The organism is Mucilaginibacter kameinonensis (genome assembly GCF_003675385.1).
Lineage (GTDB): Bacteria > Bacteroidota > Bacteroidia > Sphingobacteriales > Sphingobacteriaceae > Mucilaginibacter > Mucilaginibacter kameinonensis.
Window position 1 is genome coordinate 251643 of record NZ_RCWZ01000004.1, and the last position, 14630, is coordinate 266272.

Below are 14630 nucleotides of genomic sequence, written 5' to 3' on the forward strand. Positions count from 1 at the left end.
TTTAACCTTTGACCTTTCGCCTTTAACCTTAAAAGCCCTAATTGGCTGTCAAAGCCACGGGGGCCAATTGTCTCGGCGCTCCATCCGGGCCAACCGCTATAATGTTATCAAAAATTACGTGCGAGCCCGGTTTGATACTACTGAGCGAGGCCTGCATTTCATTGCTTAGGGCATTTCCAGAGGTAACCTGTACCGATGCACTCTCGCGCGGATTGGCAATGATCAAACTGAAACGGGTGATCTTAAACCGGGCATCAAAATCAAAATTATCCAGCGTAGCATAAATGGCATCCTGCGCCTTTAACGCTACGGTTGGAACGCCACCGCCCGATCTGCCCGAAAATTTAGCGATAGGGTCCGGGATTCTTTTGGCCCGGAACTGTGTGCGGCTCAACACTTCCGTTTTACCGGGAAAAATCTCTGCCGATACCGTTACCGTTACCATGCCGGGAGTGTTTACCCTGGCTACATATTTACCCGAAGTACCACTTAATGTACCTGCCGAAATACCTATCCTGATATTTTTTGAAGGGATGCCAGGCACAGATACCGACACAGGATTATCCACGCCGATATAAAAAACATTCATCTTATCCGGCGATACCACTGCCGACGGCCGGGCAACCATATACTGCTGCTCCGGCGTGGTATAGGTTTTTATGCTGCCATCGGTTTGTTTTACCTTGATAGTTCCTTTCCAGCTGAAAACACCTTCCTTACTTGTTGAAGCATTATATACGCCCCGGCCATCGGTAACGTTGATCGGACTGCCGCCAACCTCCATTTGCGGGGTCGACCGGGAATCATAGGCAGTTAAAAAAACCTGGGCCTTGTAAGGTTGTCCCTGAATAAGGTATGAAGTTGGCGCTACGGCCACCGCCTCAAACTTATCCAGGTTAACAATGGCCCTGTCCATCTTGCCCAGGATCTTTTTCACCACTTCCGACTCGGCATTTTTATTATCGGCCTGTATTTTTGAAAGTATAGTAAAATCTGCCGTTAAGGGTACGCCCTCGCCAAAATTCAGTTCCTCCCAGGTTTTGGCGTTTCCGTTATGCTTAACAGGATCATTGGCGCTCAGCGTAAATGATACCGCGCTGCTATCGTCCTTGCCCAGCAGCAGCTTAAGCTTTTCGCGGGTATCGTTGATCTTTTCTTTGAGCGCTTTTGCCCTTTTTTTGTTAATCATCACATTATAACCTATATCCAGGTTATCCCGCTCCTTTAAATCGCCGGTAAGTTCATCATAGCCCGAACTTTGCTTAACAAGCTCGTTCTTGATCTGGGTAATGAGATCATTTAACTCGGCACTTACCCTTTGGGCCGCTTTTGCCTTTTGGTAGATGGGCGCTGCCCTTTCGGGCGATTCTTTAAGCCGGGTTTGTTCAAAAGCCGTAAACAATTGCTGCACCGAATTACCAACGTTAGCCGCCGATGCGGTTAAGCTATCGTTGATGGTTTTAAAGGCATCTAAAATAGAGGAAGACACATTTAGCGCCAGCATTGCCAACAGCACCAGGTACATGATATTGATCATCTTTTGCCTGGTGGTTTCTTTTCCTGCAATAGCCATTTCTTTTTCTGATAAAAATTTAAACTAAACCATTAATACCAGTCTGCAATTACATGCGGGGCTGGTTCATAGCCGAAAGCATATTGGCATAAAAAACATTTAATGCCGATATATTTTTGGCCAGCTTGTTAACCTCGTCCTTAAACTGCCTGCTGTCATCTGCTGATTCATTAAGGTTTTGCAGGGTTTTGCTTAGTCCATGATAGAAGTTATTTACCTGTTTCAGGTTTTCATCAGCACCCTTCAGTTCCGACTCATACAGGGCATTAAGTTGTACCAGGTTGCCTGTAAGCTTTGCCACCTGGTGCTGATAAGCATTGGTATCGGCCCGGCTATCGACAATGGCCGAAAGGCCTGATGTGGCCCGCTCAAAAGCAATCCCAAATAAGTCAAATTTGGATGCGGCCTGCTTTAGCTTTACCGAAAACTCATCGGTACCCAATGATACATCAGCAATAGTATTGATGCGGTCAACCTTTTCGGCAAAAACTTTCAGGCCTTCGCCAAGCCTGCTTATGCTTAGCTCGTTCAAATCAGCATCGGTTAAAAGCTTATCAAGCGCTGCTGTTTGACCACCCGCCACAGGCATCATTCGTGATTTATTTACCGGCCCTCCATCATAATCAACAGCCAGTTCGGGGTATACCCTTTCCCATTCAGGTTCCTGCGCCGGTGGGAAAAATCCGAGGGTAAAAAACAGCATGGCCTCTACCGTAAGTCCCAGGCCTATCATATAGGTACCCGCCTGGCCACCCCAGTGGTTAATTTTAAACATAGCACCAAGAATTACGATACTGGCACCCCATGATATGGCTACGTGAAGCCAGTTAATTTTGCTCTTTTTCATGTTCTTAATATTTAAAGGTTAATCAATTAAAATCTGTAGTAGAGTGTAAGCCCTGCGTTCATACCCGGTAATAAACCACGCAAACCGCTGCTTACTTTTTGGGCCCTATCATCATAGGTTGATGTAGGTGAGCTGGTAGGAATAAAAAAACCGAAATCTGTACGGAGCCCTATACTGTGGCTCAGCCGCATATTGCCCAACCCTGTGCCTATGTACGGCCGCAGTTTCGACATGTAGATGTAGTAATTGGGTACTGTGCCTATCCCCTCCCGGTACAGCGTATTGTTAAAATAATAGCTGATACCGGCCGATACATACCATTTGCGCGAAAGCCAATCGGCATTACCGTACAGCGGTTGCCAGTCAACAATACCATAAACAGATGTGCGGTTAAGGCCAAGGTCGCGGCCATTATATTGTACCGTAATATCGGGCACGGTATTGAAACCTATGCGGGCGTTAAACACCCTGCCAAAGGCGGATGATCCCTGCAGGCCTATACACTGTGTGCCCAATTGCAGGCCTATCGAGTTTTTTGGGAAGGCGCTGTATTCGGGTAACACCTGCGCGCTCGCCCTGCCACAATAGCCCAGGAAGCCCACAAAAAGCATCCACCACATAAAGTCTTTCAGTAATCTGATTTGCGTTGTCATGGCTTTTCCTCCTTATTATTTTGAGTTTGATTAACCAGGTTTTTATCATTAATTCCCCGTGGATTTTTCCAGATATTTTTCTTCAGATCGGCTATCTTTTGCTGCAGCTTAAGCGCCTCGGGGCTACCCGGATCCAGCTGCCCGCTTTCGGCATTACCGGGCGAAAATTGCCTGATGAGATATGCCGAAAACTTTTGCTGCATAAAAACATCATCAAGCGTTACGTCGAAGATCCCCTTATCGGGTTCGCTCACGTCCTCCTGTACCAACGCGAAACGCAACTGCGGGAAGTAGAGCCAGAATGCCGGGGCCGATGCCATATTTCCCGGCAGATCGGCCGTGCCGGTGATGTTCATCATTGGGGCAAGGCCGATAATGCGGGTATCCACCTTACCCCGCTGCCTGTCGAAATAAACATCTTCCTCAATCCTGAAGCGGGTTATCCTGTCGGGATTAAAATCGTTGAGCACCATTTTTGATGAAATCTGGTTGCCATCCTTATCAAACTTTGGCACCAGTACCGAGTCGGTAAAGCGCATGGAACCCTGTTTGGCGGTCAGCTTCTTTTTAAAATCATCTTTTTCATAGGGCGTAAGCTTTCCGGTAGTTAAGCCCTTCATAATGGCTTCCATTAATGAATGACCGGGAATGGCCAATATAGCGTTCGAACTATCGGCCAGATCAATAACCCGCCATATCCTGGCATACATCCTGATATTTGCCGGATTGGTTTTAGGATAAGGAAATGGCCTGGCCTGGCTCAGATCGGCCTTTTGCAGGTAGCTATCAAACGATGGCAGCGTATCCGTTACCGTACTATCCGGCGCCGACTGCGCGAAATTTTTATGAATGCAGGTCCCCATAAGCAGTAGGATTACTGCAGTTACTTTTTTCAGCATGTTCATGATTGTTACTTTTTGGTGTATTTCCTGGTTTTAACCTGTTCGCCGGTGAGTTCAAAGGCGGCCATCACACAGCGGAAACCGATATAGGAATGTGCGGCTTCCTGGTCATCAAAACTGCGGGTATCGGTGTTCAGCATTTCGCCATTATCTTTCCATGAGCCCCCGCGCACAACCTTACGCCGCATAAGCATGGCATCCTTACTTGTAGCATCGTACAGCAAAGCCGGGTTCAGGTCATTCACCAGCTGAGATGAGGAGGGGCTGTAAGCGTCAAGCGTCCATTCAGATACGTTGCCGGCCATGTTATAAATTCCAAAAGCGTTTGGCGTGTATGAGGTTACGGGTAGCGTAAAGGTGGATCCGTCGCTGGCATAACTGCCCTCGCCCTGTTTAAAGTTAAGCGAAAGCTGCTCTTTACCGGTAGCCTTATCAACCGTGGTTTTTACCGTATGATCGGTAGTATCGTTGGGACTAAGCTTTGCTTCGGCAGCAAATTGCCATTGCGCCTCGGTAGGTAAACTAAAGCTAAGTTTAAAGTTGCGCAGGTTAGGATTGTTCCTGATCATAAGCCTGAGCTGTGTACCGCGCCAGTCGGCATAAGCCCGGGCCTGTTTCCAGGTTACCCCAACAACCGGGTTGTATTCGTAAATTTTGTTGGTGAAGTAATTGGCATCCATCACAGTCATCTGGGCATTAGGAAAATCTGCCGACCAAACCGATTCATGCGGATAAACACTTACGGTATCCATCATGTACTCATTATTTTTTACGCCATCCATCCTGATGTAGTAAAACCGGTAAACAACAAGCTCCGGATTGGGCACCCGCACGCCGTTAATCATCGTCATCATCGGTGCCAGTTTCTCTTTAACTTCGAGCGGGGCCTTTTTCCAGAGGGGGGAAATCTTGTTAACCTTGCTCCAGTCTATCAGCCGTTGTTCCTTATTTGCGCTGCCAACGGTTGCGCCGGTTGCGGGCATAAAAAAGGAGTCGTCGTGGAGATAGTCGGTAATAGCTACAGAATCGGCAACCCAGTTTACAAAAGCCTGGTACTGCTTATTGGTTACTTCGGTTTTGTCAATAAAGAATGCGCTAACGCTTACCTTTCGCTGTTCGGCTTTGTCATCGTTCAGCATTTTGTACATGAACGTTCCCGACGGAATGTAAACCATCCCCTGCGGCGGGATAAGCCGTTTTACTGAAACAGCGCGTGTTTTGGGCGTATTATAAATACTTGGCTGGCAGGCGCTGAGCATCAGCAGCAGCAATCCTGTTATTGGAACAGACGATCTCATTCGACAATTAATTAAAGATTAGTTAAGTCAGAATGATTTCATATGTGCTTATTGATTGTGTGGTTAAACAATAATCAAATATGAATGAAGGTGCTGTTAAGAAGTGTTATGTGTCGATAAAGTATTTAATGTTATCGATGAACAGTCATTTTGTATGGTTTATTTCCTGCTGATAAGTTTAAAATTAGAGAATTTCACATACGATCGATGCGGACCATAGGTACTGTGGTAAAGTCCGATCTGTAAATCGCTACTGCTCAGATCAGGCCTTGATACCGGGCTTCCGGGCAGCTCTGTCCAGTGTGTACCGTCAGCGCTGCTCCTGATATAAAACACGTCCCCTGATTTCTGGATCTGTAAATAGCGGTTGTACTTCCAGCCGGTTTGGGTATTGGTTTGCATACGGTCGCCGCCTTTAAAATTGGTAAACATGTTGCCACAGTTCCAGGCCGGAAAAATACTGTTCTGGATGAGGTTTTCGCTGCCTTCCGACCCTGGCTGTTTTACCTTACGTACCATTAAGCCCATATCGCTGTTGCCCGCCACCTTTTTTTCTTTCAAACCGCTTACATCGGCAACTTCTACTTCGGCCACAAAATCGCCCGATACGTTGCGATATAAAAAGGGGCCATAAGGCAGGTTGCCGTCCCAGTTTGAGCCTTTTGATTCCAGCATCAGTACGCTGTCACCGCTTATTACTTTGCGCTCCAGTTTATCTTCGGCACCAATTAAGCCATTCCATACAGTACCGGTTGTACCATCGGCTACAAAATCCTTATTTACTGTAAAACCATCCGTAACTACATTAAACAATGCCGAAGATGTGCTTACCGGCAAAGACGCTGTTTTTGTACTTACATTGCCATAATTATCTTTTACTTTAAATGAATAGCTATAGTTTTTATCGGAGGTAAGCCCATAGCTGATATAATAGGGATTAGCCTGCCAGCCACTTGATTTGCTGCTATCTGCCTTGTTAATAAAATCATACTCTATATTTGACTTAACCGAAGCATATTCTGGTGCCTGCATTTCAACCATACCCGGCGTTATGGATTTAGGAGCAATTTTAAAAACCAACGATTCGGTCACAGGCGGATGATAGTTCTGCTTCCAGCTGCTGCTTAATTGCTTTATTTCTGTTGATGATAAGCTATGCTTATATATCACCAAACTATTGACAGCTCCCTTAAAACCATCTCCCAGCAATAGTTCGCCGGTTAAACCATTGGCTTTTGAAGTGCTTAAAACCAACGCGCCATCCACGTATAGCTTGCTGATATTTCCGCTAACAGTTTTAATGATATAGTGCCAGTTCCCTTCGCTTAAATATTTTCCGGCATTGATTAAAGGTTCTGTGGAAGACCTTGATTTCAGTATTGAGCCGCTTTGGGCAGATGTACTTTGATAAACACTTAAAGCTATGCTGTATTCTTTGCCCGAAACTCTATTATTAAGAACCAATGCGCTTTTGCCATTAAAATTAACTGCGATCTTCCCCGCAACATCGGTTACTTCTGCCTTACTTTCATTTGCCGGTTGAAATGCTCCACCAGCCTCGCCGTTGTTTGCCCATTTTTGAAGCGGCCCGTAATTTAGTTTGGAAGCATCAAGATAAACTGCGATATCTGACTTTGCGGGATGTAAAGCCCATTGCTTAATGACGCTATCGGCCGTCGGCTTGTTGTAAACTTTAAGCGATGATATAGCACCCGAAAAATAGGCAGAGCGGTTTGTTTTAGTACCGACGATGAACTTATCAGCAAGCTGCAAAAACAGCATCTTGTTTTCTGTATTGTTCAGCTCGCCATCAACAAATAGTTTTTCAAATGAGCCATCAAAAGTAACCACTACCTGGTGCCATTTACCGGCAGCAGGCATCGTTTTGTATTGAAAGTCGGAAACGCCAAAATGCTGTACCGCACCGGCCGTTTTATTGCTTCCGAAGCCAAAAGTAGCTCCGCGATGATCCGATTCGCCGCTTGTCCAGCTCAGTATCGGATTCTCATCCTTGATCTGGTCGGTATAAACCTCATATGCTACTGTATAGCTGTTATTACCTGCAAGCGACTGCGGTACCGCGACCGTTGATTCAAGCGCCTGTGTACCATTAAACACCAAAGCCTTTTTACCCGCGATGATATCAATAACGGGAGGTTTACCTGATGCCGTAAAACTGCCGCCCAATGCGCCCTTATTAGCCCATTGAGTTACGGCTTCGCCTGCCTGAAAATTAGCCGCATCAAGGTTTACCAACAAACCCTCTTTTTCTTTTGTGGATACTGTTTTTGCTACGTCTTTTTTATCAGAAAAAGCATCCCCGGTTACCACTCGCTCATCATAAACTTTCACATTCCATATGGCTTTGTATAAACCCGGATATTCCGTTCCGGTGATAGTTAAGCGTATAAAGCGGGCCTTAGCATCTCCTGAATCTATCATTGGCGAGCCATGTTGCTTATTCTCTCTTCTATCAGCAAACAGCTTCCAGTTTTTGCCATCTGCTGATGATTCTACCAGGTATTGGTAGTACCAGGTTGCATATTCAAACTGGGTTAATACCTGTTGTACCGTTTTTACCGAACCCAGATCAATAGTGATCCAGGCCGGGGCACTGCTGTTATCAGCCGGTTTCCATAAGCTGCCATTATTGTTATCAACCGCGAAAGAGGGCTTATAATTTTCGTTATAGTAAGATGAAGCGGTTACCTTTTTCTGATAAGCCTCATCGGGAGCATTAATGGTACTTTTTCCTAATAACCCAACGCCAAGGTGCGTGGGAACAATTTTTTCAATATTACCATCTGCATCAAAAACTATCTTATCCGCGCAAACCTGCCGGTGATAGCCCCCATTAGAGTGCGGGTTGTTATGTCGGTGATACACCATATAAAAATCATCTCCCACCTGCACTACCGACTCGTGGCCCGGCCCATGAATAGAGCCATCACTATTGGTACTTAACACCGGGTTATTTTTGCCGAATTCAAACGGCCCCATAGGCCCGGTTTTACTGATAGCGTATTGCACCCGATAGGTAGAATCTTCACAAAAACCGGATGAGTAAGTGAAATAATAAATACCTTTCCGTTTAAACATAAAAGGGGCCTCGAAAAAATCTTTAGCTATGGTATTGGGAATCTTCGCTGTTTTAGCAAATGTGTGCATATCCGGGTTTAACAAGCCTACACCACAGCCATGATCAGGGTAAATACCCCAGGTACCCCAGAACATGTAGATCTTACCATCATCATCTTTAAAAGTTTGCCCATCCAGCGTAATCACTCCGGGGATAAAGTAATTGGGGATCATTGATTTGCCATCGGGCAGCAAGGGTGTCCACGGTCCGGTAGGGCTTGTTGACGACGCACCATAAATATCAACCGGCTGACAATAGTACATGTAATACTTGCCATCGTTTCCGTTAATTACGTCGGGAGCCCAATAGTAATTAGAAGTTGGCCAGTTCATATCGTGCATGGTCCAGTTCACAAAATCTTTGGATGTCCACACCTGCGACGGGCCATGCCCGCCACCATTACCATCGGTGGTAGCATAAACGTAGTAGGTATCGCCAAACTTGCGTACGGTTGGGTCGGCAAAGTAACCGGGAATAATAGGGTTACCATTACCCGGTACTGTCGCTGACTGTTGCTGTGCAGAACTGTTTAAAACAGCCAGACACAAGGAAAAGAAAACTATTAACTGAAATTTCCGCATTGTGATACCTACCCGGCAAAATTAATTATGCGCCAACTCATCGGTGTTTCTTGCCGGCGGCTCTGCATTAAGCAGGTGCTTTACAAAAAAGTCGCGTTTCTTTTTACGACCATAAGGGCCGCCATCGCTATGGCCCATACCCGGCACAACCAGCAGATCAAACATTTTATTGCTCTTGATCAGCGCATCCGCAAAACGGAAAGTTGATTCGGGCGGAACATTGTTGTCAGCCTCTCCTACTATCAGCATCAGATCGCCCTGTAATTTACCGGCGTTGGTAATATTTGACTGTTGCTCATAATGCGGCCCAACAGGGTAGCCCATCCATTGCTCGTTCCACCATTGCTTATCAATCCTATTATCATGACAACCACAGGCAGAAACCGCAGCTTTATAAAACTCAGGATGAAACAATAAAGCACCTGCCGAATTTTGCCCGCCTGCTGATGTTCCGTAAACGCCTACCCGGCTGATATCAACCTGCGGATACTTGGCGGCAAGCGCCTGCATCCACAGGATCCGGTCGGCAAAACCTGCATCGGCAAGGTTATGCCAGCATACATCATGAAAGGCTTTTGAACGGTTTGCCGTTCCCATGCCGTCCATCTGTACCACAATAAAACCCAATTGGGCAATGCTTTGCATCTCGTTAACAGCCGAAAAACTTTTAGGCACAAATGAATCCTGCGGACCAGCATAAATATTTTCAATCACGGGATAGCTTTTGTTAGGATCCATATTGGCCGGCCGATAAACTACACCCCAGATATCGGTTTTGCCATCCCTTGCTTTAGCGACAAAAACTTCGGGGAGTTTAATACCGGTCGATAAAAGCGCACTCAGATCAGCATGCTCCAGTTCCATTACTGTTTTTAGGTCGGCAGTATTTTTAATAACAATTCGCGGGGCGACATTAACTTCCGAATAGGTATCGATATAGTATTTTCTATCGGCCGAAAATATTACGCTGTGATTGCCTTTTTCGGGCGTAAGGTCAACAAGGTTTTTACCATCAAAACCAATACGGTAGTAATGTATAAAGTAAGGGTCTTCGCCGGCATTTTTACCGCTTCCCTTAAACCAGATCTGCCTTTTCTTAACATCGACGCTGTCAATATCACGCACTACCCAATCACCTTTAGCTACCAGTTTTTCTTTACCGGTAAGCTCATCAACCAGGTAAATATGACGCCATCCGTCTTTCTCCGTGATCCAAACTATCTCGTGTGTTTTGGCTGCGTAGTAAGTATAAATTCGTTGTTCATAAATAAACGTATTTGTTTTTTCATCAATAATATCACGGGTTTTACCATTGGTAACATCTACCTCAATAACCCTGAAACGCTGGTGACCACGATCAGCCTTTTCATAGGTAAAATAGCGACTGTTAGCATCGCGCCAGTGCAACCGCGGCGCGCCAAAAAAGTCTATCTTTTCGGCATCGGTTTTTATCGCGCTTTTATCGGTGATGTTGAATATATACTGCTGATAAGATGTAAATTCATCGCCCGGCTGATCATATTCATGCGATTTCAAAACCGCACGCGTAGTGCCCGGCACCGAGCTTAGGAGATAAAAAACCTCTTTTGTTTTTTTAGGATCAATGCGATAACCTACTATATGCTTGCTATCCGGAGCCCAGCTCAGTTCGCCATAAGGCTTGTCTAAATTGCCATCGGTAGTTAACTTGATCTCGGTCGCGTTTTTTAATGATTTAACAATGATGTTTCCACCCTTTACAAAGGCCGCCCATTGTTTATCGGGCGATACAGAATCGGTAGCAGCATTTTCCCAACGATAATGGCGTTCCTGCAGCGGTTTATCATTATCATAACTTTGGTGTACGGTGTCGGCAGTTTTGCTGCATTGCAGTGTACCCAGATCACACTTAAGCCAGGTATTATTTGTTTTAAAAGTGGCCTGCTTTTTATCGGCGCTAAAAAACATGTCATCAATTTTAAAGCCGCCGTCTTTTATGGTTTTGCCTGTTATTTTGCTTACTTCTGGACTTAGCTGATTGCTTTCAAAGATGGTTTTCTTAGTCCCTTTTTCGGGATCAACCAAAACATAAGCTGTTTGGTTACCGGCTATCCTTTTACTATACCAGAACTGATTGCCGCCCGTTTGCCAGTTAGGTTTAACATTGGTGACATAAGGAATCTTTTTTAAAGCAGAATCAAGCACGTCGGCTGCTTTGTAGTTTTGCAGCATTTCTGCATGGGTGGGATAATATGGAGTAGCTTTAGTTTGCTGAGCTTCGGCTGATTTGCCTGCAGCTGCTAAAAAAACGGTTAACAGTAAATATTGGTGGTACCTTGCCATAAGTTATAGTGTTGCGTAAAGTTACCTAACACCCACCAGCTTATATTTACGTAAATTAACACATCATAGCAGGCATTTAGCAAATCGGCCCGCGATCTTTTAGATGCGGGCCGATTTGCTTTATTAATTCATTTTGCTTTTGATTCCCCTCTTGAGAGGGGGTGCGATGGGATAAGTGGTAGCAGGGGTGTGTTTCTCCAACAAGTTTATCAAAGCAGAAACACACCCCTCCGCCCCTCTCAAGAGGGGAATCGCACTTAACCCCCGCCTTTATTTATTTTATCCTCTCAGAGCCTCAATTTCCTGCCTTGTTTTAGGCAGATATTTACCTAATAACTGGCTCCCGGAATCGGTTATTAAAAAGTTGTCCTCAATACGGATACCACCGAAATCACGATAGGCATTTAGCACATCGTAGTTAATAAATTCAGCGAACTTTTTCTCGGCCTGCCAGCGATCTATCAGTTCCGGAATGATATAAATGCCCGGTTCAACAGTAAGCACATATCCTGCTTCCAGCTCGCGGCCTAACCTTAATGATTTTAAGCCGAATACGGTTTCCGTTTTCAAGGTATCGGTATAGCCAACATATTGCTCGCCCAGGTCTTCCATATCATGCGTATCCATGCCCAGCATGTGGCCTAAACCGCATTGAAAAAACATGGCATGGGCACCGGCTGCAACAGCCTCGGCAGGGTCACCTTTCATCAGGTTTACCGCTTTAAGGCCTTCAGCCAGTTTCTGGCAGGCCTGTATATGCACGTCTTTGTAACGTACGCCCGGTTTTAACATGCTAATGGCATGATCCATCGAATTTAAAACCACATCATATAACTCCCGTTGGCGGGTGTTGAACTGCTTGCCTACCGGGAAGGTACGGGTAAGATCGCCGCCATAGTGCATGGCGTTCTCTGCACCAATATCGCTTAGTACAATGTCACCTTCTTCCAGGATATTGCCGTAATAATGCGTGTGCAGGGTTTGACCATGTTTGGTGATGATGGCTGGATAACCTAAGCGGGAATCATTGGCGATGGCTACTTCATGCGCTTTGGCTACCAGTTCATATTCCCTGATACCCGGGCGGGCATATTTCATTACCGCCAGTTCCATATCAACACTGATGGATACGGCTTTCTCTATTTCAGCAACCTCCAGCGGAGTTTTGATCACCCTTTGGGCTATTACCGCTTTTACTAATTGCAATGAAACGCGGCCGGCCACATCTTCCAGACTGGTATTTAACCAATCGGCCAGCTTGATCTTATTTTCGGGGCGATAAGGCGGCAGGATATGAACCGGGCGACTGCTGGTAACCGCCTTATGAATATAATGCTTTACATCGGCATAAGGCCTGGTTTGCGAAACACCAACCAGCGCGGCCATTTCGCTAACAGACGGCAGGGTACCAGTCCAGATAATATCATCGATGGTAAGGTCATTACCGAAGATCACTTCCTCACCTGTATCGGTATCAATAATAGCCGCTAAACCCGCTACATCAAGCCCAAAGTAATATAAAAAGCTGCTATCCTGCCTAAACAGGTAGGTATTGTCTTTATAGTTCATGCTGCTGTCCTCGTTTCCTAATAAAACGATGATGCCATTGGCGCCCATGCTTTGTTTTAAAACATTACGGCGTTGCTCATAAACCTGCTTATCAAAAAGTTGAAGTTTCATAATACAAAATTAAACATGCCGGCTCTGTTGAGGAACCGGCATGTGCAAGTATAATTTAAATTTGATTATCTGATGATGTTTAACATCGCACTATTTCTTCCATTCACCATCAAACAAACGCCAGATGTTGGTTGGATTGGCCTGTTGTAATGCCAATGGCAACAGCGCATCCGGGCAGTTTTGGTAGCAAACCGGGCGTACCCAGCGTTTAGCAGCATTGATACCTACCGCGGTAAAACGGCTATCGGTAGTGGCCGGGAACGGGCCGCCATGCACCATACTGGCACAAACCTCAACACCGGTTGGTACGCCATTAAACAATACCCTGCCTGCAATTGAAGGCAATAATTGTAACAGGCTTGAATGACCCGCGAAATCATCATCGGTACCCATAACAGTAGTAGTGAGCTGACCAGATACTGATTTTAACACTTTGATCAGCTCCTGCTCGTTTTTGCAAGATACCATTAACGAGTACGGGCCAAATACCTCTTCGTGCAATAAATGATTTTCAAGAAAAGTTTCGGCACTTACGAGGGCGATGGTTGGCTGAGCTTCGATATCGACAGCTTCTGTAGCCGACTTAACAACGCTGGTTACACCGCTCTGCTCCAAAGCAGCATGGCTCTTTTTCTCATAAGCCGAATGGATGCCGGCGTGCAGCATTTTGGCTGGTTTGATATCTTCAATACCGTTGCCTAACAGCCTATAAAAATTATCCAGTCCTTCACCTTCAATAGCCAGCATTAAGCCGGGATTGGTACAAAACTGACCAACACCTAAAGTAATGGAGCCTGCATATTGCGCAGCCAGATCGGCGGCGTTTTTGTTCAACGTATCCGGTAAAAATATTACGGGGTTTATGCTGCCCATTTCTGAAAATACAGGAATAGGCTTTTTGCGTTCTGAAGAATACTGAAGCAAGGCTAAACCACCAACAGTTGAGCCTGTAAAGCCAACAGCAGCGGTATCATCTGCCTTAACCAATGCTTTACCACTTTCAAACGAGGTACCGTGTACGTGCTGGAAAACATGCTCTGGCATATTGCTGCTCGCTATCGCTTTTTTGATAGCTTGGTAAACCATTTCAGAAGTTTCGGCATGAGCAGGGTGTGCTTTTACTACTACAGAGCAGCCAGCGCCCAGTGCGCTTGCAGTATCACCACCTGCGGTTGAATAGGCAAACGGGAAGTTACTTGCGCCAAAAACAACTACAGGGCCAAGCGGAACAAGCATCTTGCGTAGATCCGGGCGTGGCAATGGTTTCCTATCAGGTAAAGCAGTATCGATACTGGCCTCAACCCAGCTACCTTCGCGCAGCATTTCTGCAAACATGCGCAGCTGACCAGTGGTACGGGCGCGCTCGCCGGTTAAACGGGGTAACGGAAGGTTAGTTTCTTCAGCTGCTTTTTGCAGCAGGGCATCGCCTATTGCTTCTATTTCATTAGCAATAGCCTCCAAAAACAGGGCCTTTTGTTCGGCGCTTGTTTTTTGATAAGCCTCAAACGCGCTTTGCGATTGCTGCATGATGATATTTATTTCTTCGATGCTTTCTTCTTTAAAGTTGTTAGCCATGGCAGATATTTTAGTAAAAACGAAGGGCTTACGCCACTGATATGCGAGAGCAAATATATT

General features: G+C 45.7%; 9 protein-coding genes. All 9 read right to left on the reverse strand.

Annotation, left to right across the window (positions count from 1 at the left end; all coding sequences use genetic code 11):
- Nucleotides 1-37: 37 nt before the first annotated feature.
- The 9 genes from porM to EAH55_RS19565 all read right to left on the reverse strand — a co-directional run bounded on the left by porM (nucleotide 38) and on the right by EAH55_RS19565 (nucleotide 14570).
- On the reverse strand, nucleotides 38-1573 hold the full coding sequence (gene porM / locus EAH55_RS19525; RefSeq protein WP_208644889.1) for a type IX secretion system motor protein PorM/GldM: 1536 nt from the start codon (nucleotides 1571-1573) through the stop codon (nucleotides 38-40).
- A gap of 49 nt (nucleotides 1574-1622) precedes the next feature.
- Nucleotides 1623-2420 carry a type IX secretion system motor protein PorL/GldL gene (gene porL / locus EAH55_RS19530; protein WP_121811137.1) on the reverse strand — a complete coding sequence of 266 codons (798 nt, stop codon included), beginning with the start codon at nucleotides 2418-2420 and terminating at the stop codon, nucleotides 1623-1625.
- 26 nt (nucleotides 2421-2446) lie between these two features.
- On the reverse strand, nucleotides 2447-3073 hold the full coding sequence (locus tag EAH55_RS19535; protein ID WP_162996966.1) for a hypothetical protein: 627 nt from the start codon (nucleotides 3071-3073) through the stop codon (nucleotides 2447-2449).
- Nucleotides 3070-3978, reverse strand: coding sequence for a type IX secretion system ring subunit PorN/GldN (gene porN / locus EAH55_RS19540; protein WP_112569427.1), 909 nt, complete (start codon nucleotides 3976-3978; stop codon nucleotides 3070-3072). The genes EAH55_RS19535 and porN overlap by 4 nt, the downstream gene beginning before the upstream one ends.
- A gap of 5 nt (nucleotides 3979-3983) precedes the next feature.
- On the reverse strand, nucleotides 3984-5273 hold the full coding sequence (porK, locus tag EAH55_RS19545; RefSeq protein WP_121811139.1) for a T9SS ring complex lipoprotein PorK/GldK: 1290 nt from the start codon (nucleotides 5271-5273) through the stop codon (nucleotides 3984-3986).
- 159 nt (nucleotides 5274-5432) lie between these two features.
- Entirely contained in the window at nucleotides 5433-8993 is a 3561-nt protein-coding gene (locus tag EAH55_RS19550; RefSeq protein WP_121811140.1) for a family 43 glycosylhydrolase, read from the reverse strand.
- Nucleotides 8994-9014: 21 nt separating this feature from the next.
- Nucleotides 9015-11315, reverse strand: a complete 2301-nt coding sequence (locus tag EAH55_RS19555; RefSeq protein ID WP_121811141.1) for a S9 family peptidase — start codon at nucleotides 11313-11315, stop codon at nucleotides 9015-9017.
- Nucleotides 11316-11594: 279 nt separating this feature from the next.
- Entirely contained in the window at nucleotides 11595-12995 is a 1401-nt protein-coding gene (locus EAH55_RS19560; RefSeq protein ID WP_121811142.1) for an aminopeptidase P family protein, read from the reverse strand.
- Nucleotides 12996-13085: 90 nt separating this feature from the next.
- Nucleotides 13086-14570, reverse strand: coding sequence for an aldehyde dehydrogenase (NADP(+)) (locus EAH55_RS19565; protein ID WP_121811143.1), 1485 nt, complete (start codon nucleotides 14568-14570; stop codon nucleotides 13086-13088).
- Between the last annotated feature and the right edge of the window lie 60 nt (nucleotides 14571-14630).